The 24,851-nt window shown below is 60.7% G+C and carries 26 protein-coding genes; 10 read left to right on the top strand and 16 right to left on the bottom strand.

Annotation, left to right across the window (positions count from 1 at the left end; all coding sequences use genetic code 11):
- The first annotated feature begins 31 nt into the window (after positions 1–31).
- On the top strand, positions 32–637 hold the full coding sequence (locus tag AC4BCN_RS06775; protein WP_490492856.1) for a glutathione S-transferase family protein: 606 nt from the start codon (positions 32–34) through the stop codon (positions 635–637).
- A gap of 51 nt (positions 638–688) precedes the next feature.
- Here AC4BCN_RS06775 and AC4BCN_RS06770 read toward each other — a convergent pair whose 3' ends face one another.
- From AC4BCN_RS06770 to AC4BCN_RS06745, 6 genes are all read right to left on the bottom strand, one after another.
- Positions 689–3,817: a transglycosylase domain-containing protein gene (locus AC4BCN_RS06770; RefSeq protein WP_490492855.1), complete on the bottom strand. Its 3,129-nt coding sequence runs from the start codon at positions 3,815–3,817 to the stop codon at positions 689–691.
- A gap of 364 nt (positions 3,818–4,181) precedes the next feature.
- Complete coding sequence (locus AC4BCN_RS06765) at positions 4,182–4,967, bottom strand: competence/damage-inducible protein A (RefSeq protein WP_490492854.1); 786 nt, start codon at positions 4,965–4,967, stop codon at positions 4,182–4,184.
- A gap of 31 nt (positions 4,968–4,998) precedes the next feature.
- Complete coding sequence (locus tag AC4BCN_RS06760) at positions 4,999–5,826, bottom strand: EI24 domain-containing protein (RefSeq protein WP_490492853.1); 828 nt, start codon at positions 5,824–5,826, stop codon at positions 4,999–5,001.
- Positions 5,826–6,866 carry a sterol desaturase family protein gene (locus AC4BCN_RS06755; protein WP_490492852.1) on the bottom strand — a complete coding sequence of 347 codons (1,041 nt, stop codon included), beginning with the start codon at positions 6,864–6,866 and terminating at the stop codon, positions 5,826–5,828. The genes AC4BCN_RS06760 and AC4BCN_RS06755 overlap by 1 nt, the downstream gene beginning before the upstream one ends.
- A complete protein-coding gene (locus AC4BCN_RS06750) occupies positions 6,863–7,705 on the bottom strand; it encodes a polysaccharide deacetylase family protein (protein ID WP_490492851.1) in 843 nt (280 codons plus the stop codon). The genes AC4BCN_RS06755 and AC4BCN_RS06750 overlap by 4 nt, the downstream gene beginning before the upstream one ends.
- 11 nt (positions 7,706–7,716) lie before the next feature.
- Positions 7,717–8,688 carry a YVTN family beta-propeller repeat protein gene (locus AC4BCN_RS06745; RefSeq protein WP_058049179.1) on the bottom strand — a complete coding sequence of 324 codons (972 nt, stop codon included), beginning with the start codon at positions 8,686–8,688 and terminating at the stop codon, positions 7,717–7,719.
- 197 nt (positions 8,689–8,885) lie between these two features.
- Here AC4BCN_RS06745 and AC4BCN_RS06740 point away from each other — a divergent pair, with 197 nt between their 5' ends.
- From AC4BCN_RS06740 to AC4BCN_RS06730, 3 genes are all read left to right on the top strand, one after another.
- Complete coding sequence (locus tag AC4BCN_RS06740) at positions 8,886–9,242, top strand: FKBP-type peptidyl-prolyl cis-trans isomerase (protein ID WP_034760263.1); 357 nt, start codon at positions 8,886–8,888, stop codon at positions 9,240–9,242.
- Positions 9,243–9,441: 199 nt separating this feature from the next.
- Positions 9,442–9,696: an acyl-CoA-binding protein gene (locus AC4BCN_RS06735; RefSeq protein ID WP_034760268.1), complete on the top strand. Its 255-nt coding sequence runs from the start codon at positions 9,442–9,444 to the stop codon at positions 9,694–9,696.
- A 46-nt stretch (positions 9,697–9,742) separates the two neighbouring features.
- The gene (locus AC4BCN_RS06730; protein ID WP_490492850.1) at positions 9,743–10,213 is read left to right on the top strand and encodes a GNAT family N-acetyltransferase; all 471 of its coding nucleotides are present in this window, start codon (positions 9,743–9,745) and stop codon (positions 10,211–10,213) included.
- A 91-nt stretch (positions 10,214–10,304) separates the two neighbouring features.
- Here AC4BCN_RS06730 and proX read toward each other — a convergent pair whose 3' ends face one another.
- The 4 genes from proX to AC4BCN_RS06710 all read right to left on the bottom strand — a co-directional run bounded on the left by proX (position 10,305) and on the right by AC4BCN_RS06710 (position 14,577).
- Positions 10,305–11,363 carry a glycine betaine/L-proline ABC transporter substrate-binding protein ProX gene (proX, locus tag AC4BCN_RS06725; protein WP_070303354.1) on the bottom strand — a complete coding sequence of 353 codons (1,059 nt, stop codon included), beginning with the start codon at positions 11,361–11,363 and terminating at the stop codon, positions 10,305–10,307.
- A 12-nt stretch (positions 11,364–11,375) separates the two neighbouring features.
- Positions 11,376–12,479, bottom strand: coding sequence for a glycine betaine/L-proline ABC transporter permease ProW (gene proW / locus AC4BCN_RS06720; protein WP_490492849.1), 1,104 nt, complete (start codon positions 12,477–12,479; stop codon positions 11,376–11,378).
- On the bottom strand, positions 12,476–13,708 hold the full coding sequence (gene proV / locus AC4BCN_RS06715) for a glycine betaine/L-proline ABC transporter ATP-binding protein ProV (RefSeq protein ID WP_035828675.1): 1,233 nt from the start codon (positions 13,706–13,708) through the stop codon (positions 12,476–12,478). The genes proW and proV overlap by 4 nt, the downstream gene beginning before the upstream one ends.
- A gap of 584 nt (positions 13,709–14,292) precedes the next feature.
- Positions 14,293–14,577 (bottom strand): polyhydroxyalkanoic acid system family protein, encoded by a 285-nt coding sequence (locus AC4BCN_RS06710; protein ID WP_490492848.1) that lies wholly within the window; start codon positions 14,575–14,577, stop codon positions 14,293–14,295.
- A gap of 200 nt (positions 14,578–14,777) precedes the next feature.
- Between AC4BCN_RS06710 and AC4BCN_RS06705 the strand changes: the two genes are divergently transcribed.
- The 4 genes from AC4BCN_RS06705 to AC4BCN_RS06690 all read left to right on the top strand — a co-directional run bounded on the left by AC4BCN_RS06705 (position 14,778) and on the right by AC4BCN_RS06690 (position 18,720).
- Positions 14,778–16,175 carry a hypothetical protein gene (locus AC4BCN_RS06705; RefSeq protein ID WP_490492847.1) on the top strand — a complete coding sequence of 466 codons (1,398 nt, stop codon included), beginning with the start codon at positions 14,778–14,780 and terminating at the stop codon, positions 16,173–16,175.
- Positions 16,176–16,271: 96 nt separating this feature from the next.
- On the top strand, positions 16,272–16,559 hold the full coding sequence (locus tag AC4BCN_RS06700; protein WP_490492846.1) for a protealysin inhibitor emfourin: 288 nt from the start codon (positions 16,272–16,274) through the stop codon (positions 16,557–16,559).
- A gap of 341 nt (positions 16,560–16,900) precedes the next feature.
- Positions 16,901–17,224: a ferredoxin FdxA gene (gene fdxA / locus AC4BCN_RS06695; RefSeq protein WP_010395176.1), complete on the top strand. Its 324-nt coding sequence runs from the start codon at positions 16,901–16,903 to the stop codon at positions 17,222–17,224.
- Between the two features lie 275 nt (positions 17,225–17,499).
- Positions 17,500–18,720, top strand: coding sequence for a polyhydroxyalkanoate depolymerase (locus AC4BCN_RS06690; protein ID WP_070303359.1), 1,221 nt, complete (start codon positions 17,500–17,502; stop codon positions 18,718–18,720).
- 96 nt (positions 18,721–18,816) lie between these two features.
- Here the strand turns inward: AC4BCN_RS06690 and AC4BCN_RS06685 are convergent, their stop codons facing one another.
- On the bottom strand, positions 18,817–19,602 hold the full coding sequence (locus AC4BCN_RS06685; RefSeq protein WP_223278815.1) for a substrate-binding periplasmic protein: 786 nt from the start codon (positions 19,600–19,602) through the stop codon (positions 18,817–18,819).
- 316 nt (positions 19,603–19,918) lie between these two features.
- On the opposite strand from AC4BCN_RS06685, the gene rsxB reads away from it, so the two are divergent.
- Both rsxB and nth read left to right on the top strand, forming a co-directional pair.
- Positions 19,919–20,650 carry an electron transport complex subunit RsxB gene (gene rsxB / locus AC4BCN_RS06680; RefSeq protein ID WP_490492845.1) on the top strand — a complete coding sequence of 244 codons (732 nt, stop codon included), beginning with the start codon at positions 19,919–19,921 and terminating at the stop codon, positions 20,648–20,650.
- On the top strand, positions 20,647–21,294 hold the full coding sequence (gene nth / locus AC4BCN_RS06675; protein ID WP_139090144.1) for an endonuclease III: 648 nt from the start codon (positions 20,647–20,649) through the stop codon (positions 21,292–21,294). The genes rsxB and nth overlap by 4 nt, the downstream gene beginning before the upstream one ends.
- A 118-nt stretch (positions 21,295–21,412) precedes the next feature.
- On the opposite strand, the gene proB is transcribed toward nth, so the two are convergent.
- The 5 genes from proB to rplU form a co-directional block, all read right to left on the bottom strand.
- Complete coding sequence (gene proB / locus AC4BCN_RS06670) at positions 21,413–22,531, bottom strand: glutamate 5-kinase (RefSeq protein ID WP_086137518.1); 1,119 nt, start codon at positions 22,529–22,531, stop codon at positions 21,413–21,415.
- A 27-nt stretch (positions 22,532–22,558) separates the two neighbouring features.
- The gene (locus tag AC4BCN_RS06665; RefSeq protein WP_128140466.1) at positions 22,559–22,969 is read right to left on the bottom strand and encodes a hypothetical protein; all 411 of its coding nucleotides are present in this window, start codon (positions 22,967–22,969) and stop codon (positions 22,559–22,561) included.
- A gap of 12 nt (positions 22,970–22,981) precedes the next feature.
- Positions 22,982–24,091 carry a GTPase ObgE gene (gene obgE, locus AC4BCN_RS06660; protein ID WP_034754647.1) on the bottom strand — a complete coding sequence of 370 codons (1,110 nt, stop codon included), beginning with the start codon at positions 24,089–24,091 and terminating at the stop codon, positions 22,982–22,984.
- Between the two features lie 113 nt (positions 24,092–24,204).
- Positions 24,205–24,477 (bottom strand): 50S ribosomal protein L27, encoded by a 273-nt coding sequence (gene rpmA, locus AC4BCN_RS06655; protein ID WP_070219281.1) that lies wholly within the window; start codon positions 24,475–24,477, stop codon positions 24,205–24,207.
- A 40-nt stretch (positions 24,478–24,517) separates the two neighbouring features.
- Positions 24,518–24,829, bottom strand: a complete 312-nt coding sequence (rplU, locus tag AC4BCN_RS06650) for a 50S ribosomal protein L21 (RefSeq protein WP_034754730.1) — start codon at positions 24,827–24,829, stop codon at positions 24,518–24,520.
- Positions 24,830–24,851: the final 22 nt, after the last annotated feature.

Below are 24,851 nucleotides of genomic sequence, written 5' to 3'. Positions count from 1 at the left end.
CAGATCAACCACCTGCCCTCTGGAGCCCCGCATGCTGAAAATTCTTGGAAAAGCCGCCTCGATCAACGTCCGCAAGGTCCTGTGGACGTGCGAGGAACTCGACCTGCCGTACGAGCGCGAAGACTGGGGCAGCGGCTTTCGCAGCACCGACGACCCGGCTTTCCTGGCCTTGAACCCGAACGCCATGGTACCCGTGCTGCTCGATGGCGACCTGGTGCTGTGGGAATCGAACACGATTTGTCGCTACCTGTGCGCCCAGGCAGGCCGCGACGACTTGCTGCCAGGCACGCCCCGCGCCCGTGCGGAAGTGGAAAAATGGATGGATTGGCAGATGGGGGACCTGAACAACAGCTGGCGCTACGCCTTCATGTCGCTGGTGCGCCAGAGCCCGGCACACCAGGATGCGGCGCATCTGGCGGCCGGTATTGCCGGATGGAACAAGATGATGGGCGTGCTGGAACAGCAGCTGCAGCGCACGGGTGCCTTCGTCTGCGGCGAAACGTTCACCTTGGCTGATATCGTGCTGGGCTTGTCCGTCAAGCGCTGGCTGATGGCACCGATGCAGCGTCCCGACTATCCTGCCATCGCCGCCTACCACGCACGCCTGGCGGACAAGACGGCTGTGTTTGCCGGCTAAAAAAAACGCCGGCGTGAACGCCGGCGTTTTGCTACAACTGCCTGCCAGCGGCTAATTCGTACACTGCTTGGCCACGCCTTCGGCCGGCGCAGGCGCTTCGATCAGCGGCATCAGACTCGGCGCCAGCGACACCAGCAATTGCACGGGCAAGGCGCTCGTGAAATCGTAGTTTTTCGATTCCGGCCCCCGCACGTACGCCGTCATGCTGCCGTAGAAGCGCTCGCCGATATTGAACACGAACGTGGCCGAACGATTCACGTAGCGCGATTCGATCAGGCGGCCACCGGCGCCATACACGTCGAAACGCTGGTCGCCCGTACCCGTCTTGCCGCCCATCGGGATCGGCACGCCGTCGGCGCCGACAAACGCCGTCTTCGCCCGCTTCGCCGTACCGTCCGACACCACTTCGCGAATGGCCTTGGCAACGGCGCGCGCCACGTCCGGCGACAACACTTGCTCCGCTTCCACCTTGCTGCCCCGCTTGACCATGGTGTCATATGGCGTGTTGGCCGCGAAATGCATGGAATCGATGCGCACGCTCGGTTTGCGCACGCCATCGTTGATGATGATGCCCATCAACTCGGCCAGCGCGGCAGGCCGGTCGGCCGACGCGCCCAGGGTCGTCGCATACGACGGCACGAGCGAATCGAACGGATAGCCCATCTTCTTCCACTGGCGGTGGATTTCCAGGAAACCTTCCACTTCCAGCAAGTTGGCGATGCGGCGGTCCTGCGCATGCTTGCGGTGCGTATTGAACAGCCATTTGTACACTTCCTGGCGTTCCTTTTCGCTGGCCGCCACCATCTGCGACAGGGTCGAACCTTCGTGCTGGCGCAGGTACGCCACCATCCACAGTTCCAGCGGATGCACATTGGCAAGATAGCCACGGTCGGCCAGCGACCAGTTTTCCATCGCGTACTGCTGGTACATCTTGGCCACGCGCTCGGGCGGCACTTCGTTTTGCGATGGCAAGTTGGCGTTGAGGAAATCGCCGAATTCCGCCACGGTCCCCTTCGGATTGACGGTGCGGAAGATATTGGCCAGGCGCACCGGCGTCGGGCGGATACTGGCCAGCAGGATCTTTTCCTGCTCGTCGACACTCTTGCCGCGGTACTTCTGGTAGAAACGGTGCAGGAATTCGCGCCCTTCCTTGTCGGCAAAACGGCTCAGGTACTGGGCCCGGCGCGGATCGTCGGCGTCCGCCAGCAGCGAGGCCGAGGAATCGGGGCGCGAAAACATGTAGTAGCGGGCCACGTCGCGCATCAGGCGCACGAACACCAGGTTGGTCGACTGGCGCAGCGCCTGCTGCACCGTCATGATGCGGCTGTCGTCGAGCTTGGAGAAGTTGCCGAAATGGTGCAAGCCGCCGCCCGTGAAGAAACCTTCGCCCGGGTTGCCCGAATATTTGCGTTCCATGGCGGCCGCCAGCATGGCGGGCAAGTTGCGCGCCTCGCCGATTGCCAACGGTTTCAGATAGGCAATCGCCCACTGCGACAGCATGTCCTTCGGATCGACGGCAATCTTGCCCAGCTCGGCGGCGCCCATGCCGCTGTAGCGCTGGTGCAGCTGGTCGATGATGTCCATATACGTCACCAGGGTGCGCAGCTTGGCCGTGGAACCCAAGTCCAGCTTGGCGCCCTCGTTGATGTCGAGCGGCTGGTCGTAGTTATCGGTCTGCACGCGCAGCAAGTTGGCCTGGTCGCCCTTTTGCAGCAAGGTAAAGCTGTAGACGACATTGGCCGGGTCGCCATTGCCCAGCATGCCCTTGCCCGTCAGGCCGGCTGCTTTCGCCACTTCGGGGTCGCGCAACTCGCGCAAGACCTTGGTGACGGCGTTTTGCGCCTGCGCGTCGAGCGTGCTGACCACTTTCAGGTCGAGGCGGTCGAGGTTGTACAAGCGCGGATCGCCGAGCATGCTGGCCAGATGGTTGCGCACGGCATTCGAGGCCTTGCGCGTGACAAACGAGGTCGACGCTTCCGATTGCACGCCCGAGGCCGTCGACGGACGCAGCTTTTCGGCGATGGCCGCATCGCGCAACTGCGGCGAAATCACGCCCGCTTGCGCCAGCAGACGCAGGTGGCTATTGGTCAATTCTTCCAGGTCGGCGCCGCCGGCCACCAGGTAATGCGAGGGACGGCGCTGCGCGATCAAGAGGCTCAGCGCCTGCTTGTAGGCCAGCGCGCTGCCCGGCTGGTCCATTTTGCCCTTGAGCAAGGTCTTCACTTCGGCAAACGGACGGCCATACCAGACCCACATGCCGTCGCCGATGCCGTTGACTTCGCCAAAGCCGCTCTTGGCCGACAGCGGCACGGTGTTCAGGTAATTGAGGACAATCCTGCGCCGCGCTTCCATGGTATTTTCGCCATCCTGGTACGAGCGCAGGCTGGCCGAAATCATCTGCAGCAGCTTGTCCTGCATGGAACTGGTGCGCCCGTCTTCCGAATGCCGGTATTTTTCGATCTGCGTGGCCAGGGTGCTGCCGCCGCCACTGCGGTGGCCGCCGAACAGGTTCAGCGCCTTGTCGAGGACAGCCTTGCTCAGGCGGTCCCATTCCACGGCCGGATTGCGCTCGGGCGTGCCCGGGTCGAGCAACTCGCGGTTTTCAATGAACAGCAGGCTTTGCACGAGCGCGGGCGGCGCTTCGGCGAAGCCGTCGAACATGCGCTCGGGATAGCTGGCCGAAAACAGGGGTGCGGCGCGGCAATCGAGGATGGATAGTCCGGCGCGATTTTTCTCGTGATACGTGGCAAAGATGCCCCGGTCGACCAGTTGCACCATTTTCGGCGACATGCGCGCCTGCGCCGTCACTTCATAATCGCGCGCGTTGAGCTTGGTAATGAAATCCGGCAGGCTGGCATAGCCAAGGCGCTCATCGTAGGGCCCGTGCTGCGGATAGCGGATGGCGCCCGCCGGTGCGGGACCAGGCTCGACCTTGAACGCCAACTGGCGGTCCAGGCGCGTGAAAAACTCCGCCTGCAGGGCCGAGGTGCGCACCTCGCGCATGACGAACCACGCCACGCCGGCGATCAGCGCCAGCGCAATGATGGCAAAGATGGGCCAGATGCGCGAACGGCGCTTCTTCGGCGGACTCGCTGGCGGCGGCGCCTCGGCGCCCGTGTCGTCGAGTGGATCAGAAGGAGGCCGCTCTTGCGCGGCCAGATTGACGCCTGTGTCTTTCATGGGATGCTGGGGTAAGGTTGGGTTTGGACGGCGCGGGAAATGCGGTAGCGATACCGCTCCGCGCGGGATAAGACGAGGGCCAGCCAGGGCCGGTCACAACAAAGCTTGCTTAACATGATGTCCATACCGGTGAATCAAAAAAACACGTTACTGCACAGGCAGGCGACCCCGCGTTCGACACGCAAGGCCCCTGTTCACCATTCCACCACATCGGCATGAAAACGACTGACGAGCGCACACAAAAATCTTGCTTCATTGAAGATTTTCGCAAAAAAACAACGTCTTGGAACGTACGCTTGCGTACATAGCTGTGAAGCGGGCTGAACACCAGCGAAAAAGCCGCCGGCGCCGGGCTGGCCGCATCTCAGATGGTGGTGTATTCCGCCTGCAAGGTATCGAGCGCGGCACACATCTGCGCAAAGGCGGCCTCGGCCTGCGCAGGCTCGCCCTTGACGCCCAGTTCGATATGCCGGCGCGTCTGCGCATCGCCCACGCTGGGCAGGCTGAATACCTTGATCAGCGGGAACTCCGCTTCCAGGCCCACCATCAGCGGTGTCAGCAGGGATTCGGCCGTTTCATACACGAGCAAGGCGTGTTCCGCATGCGGCACCTGATTGAACAGGTGCGCGTAATGCGTGTCGAGCACCCATTCGATCATGGGCCAGGACATGACGGGAAAACCGGGCACGAAATAATGTTCGCGCACGGCAAAGCCGGCAATCTTGTTGTACGGATTCGGAATCAGCTCGGCGCCTTCGACAAATTCCGCCATTTTCAGGCGGTGCAGGTTTTCCGGCGAGTTCAAATCGGCCGGTACACCCGCTTCTTCGCCCATTTCCGTGATCCGTTGCTGGATATTGAGCTTGCCCTGCGGATGCAGCACCAGCGGCAAGCCCAGCGCATCGGCCGCCGCCTGGCGCGTATGGTCGTCCGGCGTGGCGCCGATGCCGCCAAAGCTGAAGACGATGTCGCCGCTGGCAAAGCTGCGCTTGAGCAAGGCGACCAGGCGGGCCGGTTCGTCGCCCACGTATTCCGCCCAGCTCAGCTGCAAGCCCCGCGCCTTGAGCATGCTTACCACTTTTGGAAAATGCTGGTCCGTGCGCTTGCCCGACAGGATTTCGTCGCCAATGATGATCAATCCGATAGCCATGAAGCTTCCTCGTAGAATTCGATAAAAATACTCAAGCGTCCGCCGGCGCCACGTCGGTCATGCCGCGTACGCCCCGCAAACGCGACAGTGCTTCCAGGCAGTAATACTGGAACCACAGACCCGTAAAGATAAAGATCAGCACATACAGCCAGATGGCAAACGCCGCCAGGAAGGGGAAGAACACCACCGACATCACGCCGCCCATCCACAGCATGCCCGGCACGGCGCCGGCCGCGCCGGATACCATGCCGATGGCCAGCAAAGGCCAGCGCTGCGTGCGCATGATGGCGTGGCGCTCTTCGGCGCTGGCGTAGTCGGCCATGGCGTCATATGCCATCACGCGGTAGGTCAGCCAGCCCCACAGCACGGCTTGCCCAACCAGGGCGGCCGGCGGAAACGCATACAGGGGCAGCATGATCACCCAGGCGATAATGAACAGCAAGAACGTGGCCAGCGAAGTGGCGACGCTGCCGAGCAGGCTGCCGCCATGCTTCTTGTCCAGTTGAGGAAAGTGCCGCCCGCCCACATGGCGGCCGATGGCCGGCATGGCGAACAGGCCCATGAAGATCAGCGCCGTCAAGATCATCAGCGGCAGCAGCATGAACATGGCGATCAGCGGCACGATCACGGCTTTCAGCATGCCCAGGCCGAAGGTGGACAGCACCTGCCCGCTGGTGCGGAAGAAATCGTATTGCGTAAACAGCGCATGCAGGCTGTCGATCAGCGGCTGCAAACCCACATACAGCAGGCATCCCCACAGCACCAGCGAGAGGATGAACGGCGCCACGCTCAGCAGCAATATCCTGCCGTGCAATTGCGACAGCAAGGCGCGGCCATACGAATTCAACACATTACGCATCAACGACGTCCTTTTCGTTTGATTCTTGCAAATTCCACCATGCGGCGCAGGCCCAGCCATTGCTGCTGCCAGAAGCCGCGGCCATAGTCGCGCCCCGGCCGGCCCATGCCCTTGCTGTCGATACGGGCCAGCTGGTCGCGCACGCCCGTGCGTGCATAGCCGGCCGAGAAATTCGCGGTGCCCAGCAGCATATCCCAAATCGGCAAGACCACGCCGAAGTTGCAGCCGCCCATGCTGCCCTTGCCTTGCGACTCGTGCCCCACGCCGATCGCATGGTGCGTACGGTGGAAACGGGGCGAAACCAACAGCCGCTCGCCGATGCGGCCGAAGTGTATCCTCACATTCGCATGCTGCAAGCTTTGCAGAATGCGCGAAACCGACACCAGCAGCACGTACTGGCCCGGCGGCACGCCGATGCCGAGCGCCACCAGCGCCATCACCACGTCGCGCAGGAAGTCGTCGAGCAAGTGGTTGCGGTCATCGCTCCACAAGTTCATGTTTTGCTGGCTGTGATGCAGGCTGTGCAAGCCCCACCACCAGCCGAAATGGTGCGAGGCCCGGTGGTAGCAATAGTCGACGAAGTCCAGTATCACAAAATAAATGATAAAACTGAGCAAGGGACTGATGCCGGGCAACAGCGATTCCAGGTTGAATGGATGGATATTATCGAAACGCAAGGCACCCGCCAGCGCATCCATCAGCGGATCGAGCGTGAAGAAGACGACGACAGAAAACAGGCCGATCCGGTGCAGCACGGTGTAGATGAAATCGTTCCAGCGCGCGCGCGGGTCGGTGATCTTTTGCGCGGGAATCAGGGCTTCGAGCGGGCGCAGCACGAGAAACAGCAGCACCAGTTCGCACAGGCCGATCAGCAGCCACTCCGTGCCTTCGAACGCTTCTTCCGTGAATTCGCCAAAGCCCAGGTGATAGACGAGGGGATTGACCACCGTCTGAAATAGCCAGCCTTGCGCCACGCCAAAGGTATCGACCACGGCGTCGATCACCGGGGTGACGAAGCCGAGGATATCGGCGGCGATCATGGCTGGCCCTTCTTCTGCGCGTAGGCAGGATGCTCGCGCAGGGTGGCAAAACAGAAACCCTTGTCTTGCAAGCCAGAAATCAAAGCGTCGAGGTTGGCCGGTGCCCACGCATCCTTGCGCGACCAGATGCCCATGTGGGAAATGAAGATGTCGCCGCTGCGCAAGTTCGCCAGCGCTTTTTTCAGCAGCATGGCGTTCGGATACTTGTCGCTGGGCAGCTCATCGCCGGAATACCCCGCTGGCGCCCAGCCCGCGTGCTGGTAGCCGCAAGCGCTGCCGGCCGCCAGGGTACGCGGCGACGTGTAGCCGCCCGGCGCGCGCCAGAACGGATCGAGCTTGTGGCCGGTCAGCTCCTGGAAGCGCGTATCGACCCGGCGCAATTCCTCGCAGAACTGTTTATCCGTAAACGAGGCCAGCTTGCCGCCGTCCTTGCCGAACTGGGGCTTGACCTGGATCAAGCCGTTGGCCAGATCCTTCTTCCAGTACACGTGGTCGAACGTATGCGTGCCGAACGCATGGCCTTCGGCGACCCGGGCTTTCCAGTACGGCGCCCACGAGGCATCGAGCGAATAGTCGCCGCGCGTGGTCTTTTCATTGGCCAGGAAGAAGGTTGCCTTTACATGACGTTTGTTCAGCACGTCGGCGATCAGTTGCGCTTGCGACTGGCTGCCCGTGTCGAAGGTCATGTAGATCGTGCCCTTGCAGGCGGCCGGGGCTGAAGATGCGGCTGGGGCCGTTGCTGCCGGTGCCGGCGCGGCGGCATGCGCGGGGGACAGCATGGCGCTGGCGCACAGCAGCATGGCGGACACGCGGCCCGCGGGAATCAGGTGTTTCATCATCACACCCGCCATCACATGCGCGGCGAGTGGGTGGCGAAATACACGCCATGGGGCGAGCGGCCTACCGGTATGGTCTTGATGACCTTGCGCGTGGTCAGGTCGATCACGGCCACTTTCTTGATCCAGCGCAGGGTCACCCACATGGTCTTGCCATCGGGCGTGATTTCCATGCAGTCCGGGCCGCCCGGCACATTGATGGTGCCCACGTTTTCCAGCGTCTTCTGGTCGATGATGTTGATGGTATTCGACACGCGGTTCGAGACGAACGTCATGCGGTTGTCACCGAGCGCGCGGAAATTATGCGTGCCGGCGCCCGCCTTGATGCGCTTGACGGTCTTTTGCGTGCGCCAGTCGATCACCTCCACGTAATCGCTGCCCATGATACCGACCAGCAAATGCTTGCCATCGGGCGTCATCGTGATGCCGGCGGGCGCGGGGCCGACAGGCATGGTCCATTTGACGGTTTGCGTCGCCAGATCGATGGCACTGACCTGGTTGCTGCCCTGCTGCGTGATGAAGGCCATGGTGCTGTCGGCCGTGAACGCCATGTGGCTGGGCAGTTTCGGCAGCGGGATGCGCTTGGCCAGGGTCAGGTTCTTGCCGTCGTAGCGGTACAGGTCGATGCGGTCCAGGCGCAGCGAATTCGAAATGAACCATTTCTGGTCCGGCGAAAAGCCGATCTGGTAAGGATCGAGGATGTTGCTGATGCGGCGCTGGATCTGGCCCGAGACAGGATCGAGGAAAATCAGCTCGTTGCCGACGGAACTGGCGACGATCAGCGACTTGCCGTCCGGCGTTTCCATCAGATGGTGCGGTTCCTTGCCGACGGCAAAGGTGGACAGGGGAGCATAGGTTTTCTGGTCCAGCAGTTGCACCGTAGCATCACGGGAATTGAGTACCACCACCACTTCGGCTTGCGCCGTCGATATTGCGGAAACCAGGCACAGCGAGGAAAAAACAAGGCGGCGTAGACTGCGGAACATGGAAGAAATCACTGTTAAATACAAAACATGCATTTTACGTGGAACACTGTATTTATTGTGTGAAATCCCCCCTTAAATACAACCGGCAGCCACACATCGGCGTAATTTCCGGTTTTCCCTTGCGCCGGGCCTGGAATGGCGCTTTGCAACTCATTGCTCTACAATCTGAAGCTTTCATCGCCTACACAAGGATTATCATGACCACCACCACTACCGCTTCCGGCCTGCAATACATCGATACCGTCGTTGGCGAAGGCGCTGAAGCGCAAGCCGGCAACAATGTTGTCGTGCATTACACGGGCTGGCTGCAAAACGACGACGGCAGCGCCGGTTCGAAATTTGACTCGAGCAAGGACCGCAACGATCCATTCGAATTCCCGCTGGGCGCAGGCCGCGTCATCCAGGGTTGGGACGAAGGCGTGCAAGGCATGAAAGTGGGCGGCAAGCGCCAGCTGATCATTCCTGCGGCACTGGGCTATGGCGCACGCGGCGCCGGCGGCGTGATTCCACCGAACGCCACCCTGATTTTCGACGTCGAACTGCTGGGCGTATAAGAAGCTGAAGGCTGCGTTCCAAGGACCGCGCCAGACGCCGCCCCTGTTCACTCAGCGGCGGCGTTTTTGTTTTGAGGGTGTCCTCTAATGCACGGCACGCTTTTTTCACTATGATGTCAGGCACTGCAGCACGCACGGTGGCCACTCCGCCGGGCCTGCCGCACTTTTCCAACGATTCCATCAGCACACAGGAGCCATCATGAGTTTACAAGAGCAATTCGAACAAGCGCAGCTCGATTCCAAGACCCTGTCCGAGCGTCCGGACAATATGACCTTGTTGAAAATCTACGCCTTGTTCAAGCAAGCCTCGAGCGGCGACGCCACGGGCGAGCGTCCTGGCATGACCGACTTCGTCAACCGCGCCAAGTTCGACGCCTGGGCGGCCCTGGCCGGCACCTCGAAAGAAGATGCGCAGCAACAATACATCGACCTGATCGAAGACTTGAAGGACTGATCGTCCCTCCCTGCCCCGGCGCCTGCCGGGGCAGTATAATTTCCGCATGACACCATCACCGAATTCCCTGCTTTCCCTGGCCCATGCCGCCGACCTGCCCCGCTTGTTCGATGTCTGGCACCTGTCCGTACGCGCCACCCACTATTTCCTCGCTGACAGCGATATCGCTTTCCTGGTGCCCTTCGTCCGCGACGAGCTGGCCAGGGTGACGGCCGAACGCCTGCTGCACGTGCTGCGCGCCGATGACGGCGTCGCCTATGCCTTCCTGTGCGTCGAACACGCCAAGATCGAGATGCTGTTCGTACATCCCGACCAGCGCGGCAGCGGCGCCGGCCGTGCGCTCGTGCGGCACGCCATCGCGGCCCTGGGCGCCACGGCCGTCGATGTCAACGAACACAACACGCAAGCGCATGGCTTTTACCTCCACCAGGGCTTTATCGGGGAAAGCCGCTCCGAACGCGACCCGTTCGGCAAGCCTTTCCCCATTTTGCACCTGAAACTGGCCGAAAACGGCTAAAAACTCACCAAAAACCACCAAAACAGGCCGTTAACGCAAAAGTGGCTACCAAAATGGTAGCCACTCTTTCATGGTAAAACGGCGCTAGAACTTACTTTTTCGCCGCCGCCAGCGCTTGCGCGATCCAGCCGTCAAACTTTTGCTGGTGGAACTTGATCCAGCCAGCCGTATGGCGCGCGATATCGGCTTGCGTGTTTTCGCCGCGGCGCATGCGCTCGTTCTGCGCATTGATGTCCGCCACGGGCAGTTGCATCACTTCGAACAGCTTGGCCGCGGCCGGGTTTTTCTCGGCCCAGGCCTTGTTCGACACGATGCGCGCCGTGTTGACGGCAAAGCCGTAATCGCTGCCATTGTCCAGACGCGTGTTCACTTTCTCCGGGTTGGCCGAGAACGGCACTTTCAGCCAGACCACATCCTTGCCCGGCACCAGCACGCCGCTGACCCAGTACGGCGTCCACGTGTAGTACAAAATCGGTTCGCCACGCTTGTAGCGGCCCATGGTGTCGGCGATCAGGGCCGCATAACTGCCCTGCACGTGCGTTACCGTTTCGCGCAATTTGTACGCATCCATGTGATTCTCAATCAGCGCTTCGCAGCCCCAGCCGGGGTTGCAGCCCGTCAAGTCGGCCTTGCCATCGCCATCGTGGTCAAACAGCTTGGCCAGGTTCGGGTCGCGCAACTGGTCGATATTCGTGATGTTGTACTTCTCGGCCGTCGCTTTGTCGATCAGATAACCTTGTGCGGCAGGACCGGCGTATTGGCCCGTGCGCAACAGCTTGGCGTCGCCGCCCGCATTGTTATAGAAATCCTTGTGCATCGGGTCCCAGTGCACGGCCATGAAGGTGGCGTCGCCGTTGGCAATCGCGATATGCGCCGTCGGGTATTCCACTTCCTTGATCGGCTGCACTTCGTAGCCGAGCTTTTCCAGCGCCTTGTCGACCAGCATGGTCTGGAATGTTTCTTCCGCGATCGAGCTTTGCAGCGCCTGCACCTTGATGCCCTTGCCGGGCAACGCATCGGCGGGTGCGGCCGGCGTCTGCGCCATGGCCAGGCTCGTGGTCAGGGCCATGGCGGCGATCGCCAGGGCGGAAAACAGCTGGAACTTGCGTTGCGATTTTTGCGTCTCTTTGAAATGTGCGATTTGATGCATGTGGTTCCTTTCTTATTGTGCGTTGGCCAGCGTAGCTTGCTGTGCAACATTATTTTTCTCCGTGCTGCCGCGCACCAGGCGCAGCACGAAACCGGCGGGACCCGTCTGGTACCAATGGCGCACGCCACGGCGTGGCTGGCCCATCGCTTGCGTCAAGCGGTCCAGGGTGATGGCCAGCAGCACGATACCGAGGCCACCGACGGTTGCCAGACCCATGTCCAGACGGCCGATACCGCGCAATACCATCTGGCCCAGGCCACCGACGGCGATCATCGAGGCGATCACGACCATCGACAGCGACAGCATCAGCGACTGGTTGATACCGGCCATGATCGACGGCATGGCCAGCGGAAACTGCACGCGGGTCAGCAACTGCCACGGCGAGGCGCCATAGGCGCGGGCCGCTTCGATCAGGTCGGGACGCACCTGGCGGATACCGAGATTGGTCAAACGTACGAGCGGCGGCAGGGCAAAGATGATCGTCACGATCACGCCTGGCGCATTACCGATACCAAACAGCATTACCACCGGCACCAGATAAACGAAAGCAGGCGTCGTCTGCATGGCGTCGAGCAAGGGACGCAGGATATTCTGTGCGCGGTCGCTGCTGGCCAGGAAAATACCGAGCGGCAAACCGATGGCCAGACAGAAGGCCAGCGACGTCAACACCAGCGACAAGGTCGTCATGGCTTCCGGCCAGATGCCCAGCATCGATACGACCAGCAGCGCCAGTACGGTGCCGATGGCCAAGGTGCGGCTGGTAAATTGCCACGCCAGCAAGCCGATGATGGCGATGACCGTCAGCGACGGGGCCGCCAGGAGCACGCCTTCCACGCCGGACAGCACGCTGTCGATCGGCGCGCGCACGGCCTGGAAGAAAGGACGGAAATGGGCGACGACCCAGCCCAGGCCCTGGTTGATCCAGCTTTCCAGCGGCAGCGAGCCGTCGAAAATCTGCGTCAGGTGAAAACCGGAGGCCGCGTGTTCCGGCTGTACAGCCGGCCCGGCCGCGTCCAGCCAGGACGTGTCGCCCGGCGGCGTCAGCGCCCAGGGATTGATTTGCGCGGCCGGCTGTTCAACAACAGCTTCTACTGTGGAAACGGTGCTTGGATTCATGCTTGTCCTTTCTGTTGTTGTTCGGCAATGGCTGGCGTATCGCGGTCGAGGAACTTCAGCAAGGTTGTCTTGCTGATGGCGCCGCGGAAGCTGCCGTCATCGGCCACCACTGGGACGGCGTAAGGCAGCTGCGCCACCTGGCCAAACAGGCCGGCGACTGGCTCGTCCGCATTGATGGTCTGCACGTCGGGCAGATACGCATGCGCCAGGCCCAGCGGTCCCACATGGCCGTCGAGCGCACTGCGCAGCGAATCGGCCGACACGACGCCGAGGAACTTGCGCTGCGGATTGACGACATAGGCAAACGCGCGATCCTGCTCTTCCAGCATCGACAGCGCGGCGCGCGAGCCGCGGCTCGGGGACTCGGACACGACGATCTGGCTCTTGCGGGCAATATCGCTGGCCTTGAACACGGCCGCCGCATCGACGCCGCGCACGAAGTTGCGCACGTAATCGTTGGCCGGTTTGCGCAGGATTTCTTCCGGCGTGCCCACTTGCACCACGTGGCCGTCTTTCATGATGGCAACGCGGTCGCCGATGCGCATGGCTTCATCGAGGTCATGCGAAATGAAGACGATGGTGCGGCGCTTGATTTGCTGCAAACGCAGCAGTTCCGATTGCATTTCCGTACGAATGATCGGATCGAGCGCGGAAAACGCTTCATCCATCAGCAAAATCGATGGATCGCAAGCCAGCGCACGGGCCAGGCCCACGCGCTGCTGCATGCCGCCCGACAATTCGTCGGGATAGCTGGCGCCGTAGCCGTCCAGGCCTACTTGTTCCAGCGCTTGCTGGGCCAGCGCATGGCGCTCGGCCTTGGGCATGCCGGCCAGTTCCATGCCGAAGGCGGTGTTGTCGAGCACGGTAATTTGCGGCAGCAGCGCGAACGACTGGAACACCATGCTGATGTCCTTGCGGCGCAGGGCACGCAATTGGGCATCCGGCAAGGTATTGATATCGTTGCCGTCGATCAGGATGCGGCCGGCCGTCGGCTCGATCAAACGGTTCAGCATGCGCACCAGGGTCGACTTGCCCGAACCGGACAGGCCCATGATGACGAAGATTTCGCCCGCTTCAATGGTAAAGGTGGCGTCGAAAACGCCGATGGTGCAATCGGTCTTGGCCAGGATGTCCTGCTTGCTGGCGCCTTGATGAACGAGTTCAAGTGCTTCTTCTGGCTTGTCGCCGAACACTTTGAACACATGGTCGATAATGATTTGTTTTGCCACGATGTGGTTCTCCCTCGATTTGACGAATGGAATGAAACCCAGCAAGCCTGCTAGCTTGCGGCGGGAATCAGCAAACCCTGTTGCGTCGGCTACGCCACGGCGCAACAAGCGCACGGGAGCGACAGGAAACAGGGGGTGACACGCGTGTGACCAGCGGATGGCCAAAGCCGGTGCCGGGGTGCCGTGTGCGTGCTAAAAGAGGCTGTGGTTCAGGACTTTTAACAACGCTAGCGCCATGCAAATACATGGCACCAAATGTATTTGACCGAAAAAAAATCGACCAAGCTACTTTTAACTGGATGCGGGTGTAAAACCCGAAGAATTATTCACCACTGAGCGAGTGGGGAGTACTGCGAAGCAGAAGGTGAAACGCGGTGTAGCTGTTGTAAATATGACTCAAGTATAACGCAAAAAACCGCCAAAGTCCAATGGCTTTCCAAATAGAAATGTGCTAGCAATGTTCGCTAACGTACAGTCAGACGTAAAAAAGGCGAAAAGCGACGTGTTTTCGTCATCTTTTCGCCTTCCGCTGCGGCGCCATTTTTACCACCAAACTTGGCGCCAGACAAGCGGGGCAAACGCCATCAAGCTGGCTCGGTAAACACCTTGCGCATCTTCTCGGCGATCTTGCCTTCAATCGTGGAAGCAAAGGCGCTGAGCATGAAGCCCAGCTTGATTTGCAGTTGCACCTGCTCTTTTTCCAGGGTCAGCGAACCATCGACGCCGCTGCGCTCGAAGCGCAGCACATCGCCATCCCAGGCGCACGCCAAATCATATTCCTGGGCCAGCTTGTCGGCCACTTGCTGCGCCGCTTCGCGCGCCTTTGCTGCCGTCAGCTTATGTTGCTGAACTATATTTATATCCGCCATCAAACGATCCTTTTATTATAAAAACGGGTGCCATACGGCCAGCATCATACCAGCCGCCATGCGGCGGGCGCGGCCGCAGCTGGCGCCGGACGGCTAAAAAAGCCCGTCCTTCCCACGCATCGCTTGCGCCGTATCAAACCGGATGCGCCGAAGCGGGACGACTATTCCAGTTCCAGCTGCGCGTGTCTTGGAGAGCTACCATGGATCAGAAAGTCATCGTGCCGGTCGAAGCCGTACTGACCAAATGCGTGTCCCTGCCCGTCGGCTATGTCCCCACCCCCTCGGCGCCGTACCGCCAGCACCGCAAGAATGCGCAACTGACCCTGCAGCCGGGGCCGCCCCGCCTGACCGAGGCCACGGTGCGCAACGCGGCCGCCGTGCCCGTCGGTTCGCGCGTGCTGATCTGGAAGCAAGACCCGTCCGTCAGCGAACTGGGCACACGCAAGACCTTCCTGCCCGGTCTGATCCTGCAAGGTCCGCGCGACGCGCGCGTCACGTTTGGCGAACCGGGCATCGCGCAGGTCAGCCCGAATGCCTTCGGCGACTTCATCGTCTCGCCCAACACCGACCAGTTCGACGCCGTGCACACGTTTGCCATCGTGCGCATGACATTGACCATGTACCAGCGCGCGCTGGCCAGCAATGACACGGCGCCGCCCCTGCCCTGGCAATGGAATAGCGCCAGCAACACGGCACCGCTGCGCGTGTTCCCGCACGGCTTGCCCAATGTCATGAATGCCTATTACAGCCGCAGCGACAAGGCGCTCAAGTTCGGCGATTTCATCCCCAGCGGCGCCACCGAGCGCGTCTACACCTGCCGCTCGCTCGACATCGTCTCGCATGAAACAGGGCACGCCGTGCTCGATGGCCTCAAACCGAATTGGCTGCTCAGCAACAATCCGCCGCAGACGGGCGGCTTGCACGAATCGTTCGGCGACCTGACGGCCATCTTCCTGGCCCTGTCGCAGCTGGACCAGGTGGAAGCCGTGATCGCGCAAACGAAATCCGACCTGCACGACAAGACCTTCCTGGCCGACCTGGCGGAACAGTTCGGCCTGGCCCTGGGCCGTCCCAACGGCTTGCGCAATGCCGACAACGACATCAAATTGTCGGAAGCAGGCACGGAAGTGCACGCCATCTCGCAAGTGTTTACAGGCGCCATCTACGACATCCTGGCCGACATCTTTGCCCACGAACGCCAGCCCCAGCTGGAAGACGACGCGGCCGTCCTGCACCGCTGCGGCGACTACCTGCGCAGCCTCGTCCTGCGCGCCCTCGTGGCATCGCCCGACCAGGCCGCCACCTATGCCGACGTGGCCGGCCACATGCTGACGATGGCCGAGACCGATGGCAATGGCGCCTACCTGGACTTCATCCGCAACAGCTTTACCGTGCGCGAAGTGCTCAAGGCCAATGCCATGACGGAGGATGGGCAAATGACATTTGCTCCCGCTGTCGTCGACGACGACGATGCCGTGCAAGACAGGCGCGCCTGCTGCGGTACCATGAACCATGCGGAATACAGCGAGTCGGATCAATTGCTCGAAGCGGAGCGCGAAGCGCTGGCCGCCTGGTGCCGCAGTTACGGCCCCAAATAGACAGCACAGCAGCGCACCAGCGCGCCCTATCCAGGCCTGCCGGAATAGCGGCAGGCCGTGGCGCGTCCCACCACCACCCCAACAGCAAGGAGCAGCATGAAAATTTCAGCCCGCAGCAGCGGCGGCTTTGCCGGCCTGAGCGAACAATATGAGATCGATACGCAAACCCATCCGGCTGGCCTCGGGCTGGAAGCGGCACTGGCCAGCAGCGGCTTTTTCACGCACGCGCAAGCGGCGGGCGAACAGGTGGGCGCCGATATTCCCCGCTGGCAGATCACGGTCGATGCGCCCACCGCGCGCCGCACCATCACGTTTGCCGAAGATGGCAGTGCTGAAAATGCACGTTGGCAGCAATTGCTGACGCAAATACGCGCCAGCGCCTGATAGTTTCGGCACGATCCGGCACTTATCTGTGCCGATCTTGATTTGGGTAAAACAAAAACACCACACGGCAAGTCAGCATGCCGCCCGCCCAGCCCCCTGCCGCATCGGGCGACTGTCGCTTTCTTGCCGCGTTCTTCATCGCAACGTCCCGGATAGTCGCTGAATTACCCGCCCTGCGCGGCAACGGCACTGCCAAAAAATGAATTTGCTTATATGTATTGTATATAAGCGGGATTTGTGAGAAATAGCGAATTGCCTTAAAATACAATGCTTTGCTTTAGTATGCGCCGCCGAGGTTCCTGCAGGCGCGACAGCACCTCCCCCAAATTGATAGGACTGTTATGACCCACGTTGTCACCGAATCCTGCATCGCCTGTCGCTATACCGACTGCGTCGATGTCTGCCCGGTAGATTGTTTCCGGGAAGGCCCGAACTTCCTGGCAATCGATCCGGACGAATGTATTGACTGCGCCGTTTGCGTGGCAGAGTGCCCGGTGAACGCGATTTTCGCGGAAGAAGACGTGCCGGGCGACCAGCAAGCCTTCATCAAGATCAACGTCGATCTGGCGCGTAACTGGCCTTCGATCACCAAGACGAAAGCTGCCTTGCCGGAAGCCGAGCAATACAAGGACGTCAAGGACAAGCTTGACATGCTGGTACGCTAAGCGCACGGCAGCTGCGGCGGCGGTTCTTGCGGGGGAGACTCTTCCCCGCAGGGGCGTAGCGGCAAAAAACAGACAAAAAGCAGCGGAAACGCTGCTTTTTTTGCTTTTAAAGCATGGTTGCAGGTCTATCCATGCAAGTGTGGCGCGCTGTCACAACTATGCGCAAACTGTGGATCTATGCGCGGTAAAGCACATTTTGTCCTCAACAAATATCGTAAAATTGGATTATGATATTTGAGCCGATATTGGCGCTTGGAATCAAACAAGGACTCTATATGCTTTACCAACTGCACGAACTGCAACGCTCTTTCCTCACTCCGGTGATGCAATGGGCAGACATGTCCTCCAAGTTATTTACCAACCCGGTTTCCCCACTAGCCCACACCCCGTTTTCGCAACGCATCGCAGCCGGCTACGAGCTGATGTACCGCCTTGGCAAAGACTACGAAAAACCGCAATTCGACATCCAATCCGTTCTCGTCAAAGGCGAGAGCGTCGACATCCGCGAACACGTTGTCGTGACAAAACCGTTTTGCCGTTTGATTCACTTCAAAAAAGAAACCACTGGCTTGCAACAGCCCAAAGTTTTGCTGGTTGCCCCCCTGTCCGGTCACCACTCGACCCTGCTGCGCGATACCGTGCGCGGCTTGCTGGCCGAGCACGATGTCTACATCACCGACTGGACGGACGCGCGCATGGTACCGCTGACGGAAGGCCCGTTCCACCTGGACGACTACATTTATTATGTGCAGGAATTCATCCGTCTGCTGGCGCCTGACTTGCACGTGATTTCCGTCTGTCAACCGACCGTGCCCGTGCTGGCAGCCATCTCGCTGATGGCGACGGCAAAAGATCCACACATGCCGAAAACCATGACGATGATGGGCGGCCCGATCGATCCGCGCCGCTCGCCTACGCAAGTGAACAACCTGGCGACGGAAAAGAAATTCTCGTGGTTTGAAAACACCGTGATCTACGCGGTGCCGCCGAACTATCCGGGCTTTGGCCGCAAGGTCTATCCGGGCTTCCTGCAGCACGCCGGCTTCATCGCCATGAACCCGGGCCGCCACGCGCAAAGCCACCGCGAGTTCTATATGCACCTGGTGACGGGCGACGACGAGCCGGCGGAAGGCCACCGCCAGTTCTACAACGAGTACAACGCCGTGCTGGACATGCCGGCCGAGTACTACCTGGAAACCATTAAAACGGTATTCCAGGAATTCAGCCTGCCGATGGGCACGTGGAAAGTGGGCGGCCAGCTGGTGCGTCCGCAAGACATCACGAATGTGGCGCTGTTCACGGTAGAGGGCGAACTGGACGACATTTCCGGCGCTGGCCAGACGCAGGCGGCGCATGACCTGTGTTCCGGCATCCCTGCCGAGATGCAGCAAGATTTCGTGGCGCCGAAATGCGGCCACTACGGCATCTTCTCGGGCCGCCGCTGGCGCGAAATCATTTGCCCGAAAATCGGCGAATTCATTCAAAAACACGGCTGATACACGGCATCTCCATCAAAACGCCACGCCAGTTCACACTGGCGTGGCGTTTTCTTTTATGCACGTCCAACAGCTGCGCCACACGTCAGTGAGAGATCAGGGGGACGATGGGGCCGTGGCCAGGCTCTGGTCGAGCCGTTTCCAGTAATCGCGTTCCAGCCGGGCCGTGTCGACATCGCGCGCCGCCTCGTTGAAGCGCTTTTGCCACAGCGCACCCTGGGCATCGCGCTGGAAGCACACGTGCACGGGGCGCTCCTTGAAGACGGACTCGATGATGCCGATGCGTTCCCGTTCAGCCTTGCTGAAGTTGCGCCCCATCAGCAAATGCTGCAGGACATGGCGCTCGATGACGATCACGCGGTAGCGCTTGATCAACAGTTTTTTCAGATTCGTCGCGTCGTTCAAGCCCTCTTCCGTCTTCAGCTCGCCGCGCGCCACCATGCCATCAAACTGTTCTCCATTCGAATAGCCGGCCACGGTGCCGATGCGCAGCTTGCCCAGATCGGCCAGGCTGGCACCGGGCGCGCCATCCTCCTTCAAATAGGCCAGCACACCCTGCGTGTTACCAACCGGAACAGAAAAGTGGCAGAGCTTTTCCCGTTCCGGCGTGCGCCAGACGGCCAGCAGCCCGGCGTAGCGGGGACTGGCCAGGCCAAACTGCATGGCGCGCTTCCAGGGGAAATATTCATACTTGACCGCATAGCCGAGGCGCTCGAAGATGGCGCTAACCATGGCGCCCGACATGCCGTCGGCAGGCAGGCTGCGGGAAATGAAGGGCGGCCAGTCTTCCGCCGCGAAGCGGACGATGCGCGAGCTGGCAGCGCCCTGCGCCGCCATGGAAGTAGCCGCCTGCCCGTGTGCAAGGGCAAGCGAAGCGTGCATGAACAAACAGAAGGGCAAACCAACTGTCCGGAGGAAACGCATGTTTGGCTCCTATGGCCTGGCGCGCATTGCAATGCTGGTGCGGCAACAGGACTGGCGGTCGGCTTTTTATTACTGACTTGATAAAATCATGCTCCCACAAAAGAAAGAAATTGCAAAGTTGTTTATTTGCACTTTGACATTCCCACGGGAAATAAAATACGATTGCGGCGTGTCTGCAACAGCCCGTCATGACACACCTTATCCCCTGTCACGAAACAGGTTTTTACTTGTGCGCGCGCCAGATGGCCGATAATGGCGTTTTACCGTATCGAAGATGACCGTGCCGCATCCCGCCTCTCCCTCACTTGCCGACCAGATCGAAGACTTGCTGCCGCAAACGCAATGCACCAAATGCGGCTACAACGGCTGCCGCCCGTATGCGGAAGCGATAGCCGCCGGCAGCGCCGACATCAACCAGTGCCCACCGGGCGGCGTGCAAGGCATCGCGCGCCTGGCCGGCTTGCTGGGCAAAAAAGTTATTCCGCTCAATCCCGTCAACGGCCTCGAACGTCCGCGATCTGTCGCCTATATCGACGAATCGCTGTGTATCGGCTGTACCCTGTGCATCCAGGCCTGTCCCGTGGACGCCATCGTCGGCGCCGCCAAGCAGATGCATACGGTGGTCACGGATCTGTGTACGGGCTGCGACCTGTGCGTGGCGCCCTGCCCCGTCGACTGCATCGTCATGTACCCGGTCAGCGGCGACGCCACGGGCTGGGATGCCTGGAGCCAGGCAGAGGCCGATGATGCGCGCGCGCGCCACGATTTCCGCACGCAGCGCCTGCGCCGCGAAACCGAAGCCAACGACGCGCGCCTGGCCGCCAAGGCCGTCGCCAAGATGCAGGAAGTGGCACAGGAAGTGCCCGTCACGCCAGACGAACAGGCAGAAAAAGAGCGCAAGCGCGCCATCATCGCCGCCGCCATGGAGCGCGCGCGCGCCAAGGCCGCTGCCGCCAGCACGGATACCGCCCCGCCAGCCCCCAACACGCCGAAAAAAGACGCATGAACGCCGCCAAACGCCTGGAAATCTTTACGCGCTTCCGCGCCGCCAATCCTTCCCCGAAAACGGAACTCGAATACACGACGCCGTTCGAACTGCTGATCGCCGTGCTGCTATCGGCGCAGGCGACCGACGTGTCCGTCAACAAGGCGACCCGCTTGCTGTATCCGGTCGCCAATACGCCGGCCCAGATACTGGCCCTGGGCGTCGACGAGCTGGCCAGCTACATCCGCACCATCGGCCTGTTCCGCACCAAGGCCAAGAACGTCATCGCCACCTGCCAGATCCTGCTCGAGCAGCACGGCGGCGAAGTGCCGCGCGACCGCGCCTCGCTGGAAGCCTTGCCCGGCGTGGGCCGCAAGACGGCCAATGTGGTCATGAACACGGCGTTTGGCGAACCGACGATGGCCGTCGACACGCACATCTTCCGCGTCTCGAACCGCACCGGCATCGCGCCAGGCAAGAATGTCGATATCGTCGAGCAAAAGTTATTGAAGTTCGTGCCGAAAGAATTCCTGCACGACGCCCACCACTGGCTGATACTGCACGGCCGCTACACATGCACGGCGCGCAAGCCGCAATGCTGGAACTGCATGATCGCCGACCTGTGCGACTACAAGGACAAGTCGCCGATGCCGGCCGTGGTGTAATCAAAAAAAACGGCCCGAATGGGCCGCTGTCGTTACGTCGTAGGTCGGATTAGCGCGCAGCGCGTAATCCGACAGGACGCGGCAACAATGTTGTCGGATTACGCTGCGCTAATCCGCCCTACAGCAACACCATATTATCGCGGTGAATCAGCTCATGGCCTTCCATATAGCCGAGGATGGACTCGATCTCGGTGGACGGCTTGCGCATGATGCGGCGCGCTTCGCCGCTCGTGTAGTTCGACAGGCCGCGCGCCACGGGCACGCCGTCCGCGTCGACGCAGGTGATGACGGCGCCGCGGCCGAATTCGCCATTCACGCCAGTCACGCCGATCGGCAACAGCGACTTGCCTTCCTGGCGCAGCTTTTGCACGGCGCCCGCATCGAGCACAACGGCGCCGGCCGTATGCAGATGATCGGCCATCCACTGCTTGCGCGCCGTCAATTGTCCCGTTTGCGCCAGCAACTGCGTGCCGATCGCCTCGCCCTGGGCGAGACGGCTGAGCACGTCGCTGTCGCGGCCCCAGGCGATGATGGTATGGGCGCCGGACTTGGCGGCGCGCTTGGCGGCGAGGATTTTCGTCAGCATGCCGCCACGCCCCAGGCTGCTGCCGGCGCCGCCGGCCATCGCTTCGAGGGCAGGATCACCGGCGATGCCTTGCGTAATCAGGTAGGCGTTCGGGTCCTTGCGCGGGTCGGCGGAGAACAGGCCGTGCTGGTCCGTCAGGATAACCAGCGCATCGGCTTCGATCAGGTTGGCGACCAGGGCGCCCAGCGTATCGTTGTCGCCGAACTTGATTTCATCGGTGACGACGGTGTCGTTTTCATTGATGATCGGCACTACGCCCAGGCGCAGCAAGGTCGTCAGGGTGGAGCGGGCATTGAGGTAGCGTTCGCGGTCCGCCAGGTCGGCGTGCGTGAGCAGCACTTGCGCCGTGCCGAGGCTATGGGCGCGGAAGCTGCTTTCATAGATTTGCGCCAGGCCCATCTGGCCGACGGCGGCGCACGCCTGCAATTCGTGGATATCGGTGGGGCGCTGCTCGAAACCGAGGCGCAGCATGCCTTCGGCGATGGCGCCGGAGCTGACGAGCACGACTTCCTTGCCCAGGGCGCGCAAGCCGGAAATCTGCGCGGCCCAGCGCGCAATGGCGGCATGGTCGAGTCCGCGGCCATCGTTGGTAACCAGCGAGGAGCCGACTTTGATGATGATGCGGGTAGCTTTTTGAATCACGGAATCCATGGGGCGGCGCTCTTCACTTATTAGACGTCAGCGCGCAGGACGCAGCAGCAGCAAGGCCAGCCCCGCCGTCAGCTCCATTGCGCACATGAACAACACAAAACCCTGGGGCAAGCCGAAGCTGATGGCCGCGAACAGACGGCCGGCGGGCTGCGCCAGGAGCAACATTGCTGTGATATCGCCGAGGACAGGCGGTTCGCCCTGCCGTGCCGCGAACAGCGCCAGGAGCGCGGTAGCGCCCCAGACACCGACATGCGTAGCGTAGAACTGGCTGTAGCCATTGACGCCATTGAGGAAGATGCCCATGCCGGCCGCCATTGCATCGGCGAACAGCAGGCAGGCGACCGCGCTCAGCCCGTAAGCATACGCGATCAGATGCAATACACGGCGCTGCCACGCTTGCTTGCGTGCGGGCGCGGCAGCGGCCATCTGTACCGACATCAGGGTAAAGCCTTAGTCGAGGATCTTGAAACGCGGATCATCCGGGTCGATCGACGAGATACCGCGTGCTTCTTCGGTCATCTGCGTTTCTTCGGCACGGCTTTCGCTGTGTTTCTTCTCTTCCAGATGCTGGTAAATCGCATTCACCAGTTCCGGGCAACCCTGATGGTTCAGCGCGGAGATCTCGAAAACGGGACCTTTCCACGCGAAACGCTTGAGGAAGTCCTTGACGATCTTCTTGCGCTCTTCTTCCGGGACCATGTCGAGCTTGTTCAACACGAGCCAGCGCGGCTTGTCGACCAGCGACTCGTCGTACTTCTTCAATTCCTTGACCAGCGCCTTGGCTTCCTTGACAGGATCGACGTTGGTTTCAAACGGCGCCAGGTCGACGATGTGCAACAGCAGACCCGTGCGCTGCAAGTGGCGCAGGAATTGATGGCCCAGGCCCGCGCCTTCGGAAGCGCCTTCGATCAAGCCGGGAATATCGGCGATCACAAAGCTCTTCTCGTGCGACACGCGCACCACGCCCAAATTCGGGTGCAGGGTGGTAAATGGGTAATCGGCGATTTTTGGACGCGCGTTCGAGACGGCCGAAATGAAGGTCGACTTGCCGGCGTTCGGCATGCCCAGCAGGCCAACGTCAGCCAGGACTTTCAATTCCAGGCGCAATTCGCGGCGTTCGCCTTCCTTGCCCTCGCCTTTTTGGCGTGGTGCGCGGTTGGTCGAGGACTTGAAGTGGATATTGCCCCAGCCGCCTTCGCCGCCCTTGGCCAGCATTTCGGTCTGGCCGTGTTCGGTCAGATCGGCCAGGATTTCGCCGCTCGCGTTGTCAATGATCAAGGTGCCGACCGGCATGCGCAGGTGGATGTCATCGGCGCCCTTGCCATAGCAATCTGCGCCACGGCCAGGCTCGCCATTGCGAGCCTTGTGCATTTTGGAGAAGCGGAAATCGACGAGCGTGTTGATATTGCGGTCGGCGACTGCCCAAATGGTGCCGCCCTTGCCGCCATCGCCGCCATCGGGACCGCCGAAAGGCCGGAATTTTTCACGGCAGAAAGAGGCGCAGCCGTTGCCGCCATCGCCCGCGATGACTTCGATTTTTGCTTCGTCGATAAACTTCATAATTTTGCCGCCATAAAACTAAAAAGGCTCTACCTTGGGCAGAGCCTTTCGATTGAAGGCTTGCGCCTTACATCATGCGATCATTGCGGAGCGAACTGGCGCTCCGCGATGAATTACGCTGGTACTGCTTCGTTTGGTACAACGGTCACGAATTGCTTCGAGCCAGCACCTTTGACAACGAACTTCACTTTGCCCGCGATCAGCGCGAACAACGTGTGGTCCTTGCCCATGCCTACGCCTTCGCCGGCGCGCACTGGGGTGCCGCGTTGACGAATGATGATGCCGCCAGCATTGATAGCTTGGCCGCCGTAGACTTTAACGCCCAGACGCTTTGATTCTGAATCACGGCCGTTTCGCGTTGTGCCGCCGCCTTTTTTATGTGCCATTTAAGACTCCTTGATAGCTGATTAATTCAAACAGCGGCGATTAGCCGTTGATCGAAACGATTTGGATTTCGGTAAAATTCTGGCGATGGCCTTGATGCTTTTGGTAGTGCTTACGACGACGCATCTTGAAAATTTTGACCTTATCATGGCGACCATGCGCCACAACCGTAACCAGTACCGTTGCACCTTCGACCAATGGAGCACCAAACTTGATGCTGTCGCCCGCGCCTACTGCGAGAACTTGATCGATGGTGATTTCGGAACCAATGTCTGCCGGTATCTGTTCTACTTTAAGTTTTTCGCCAGCGACAACTTTGTATTGTTTGCCACCGGTTTTTATGACCGCGTACATGATTTGAAACCTCATCAAATGT

This window comes from Janthinobacterium sp. Bl 1 (assembly GCF_058215535.1).
This window is presented reverse-complemented; position numbering and strand designations above follow the sequence as displayed.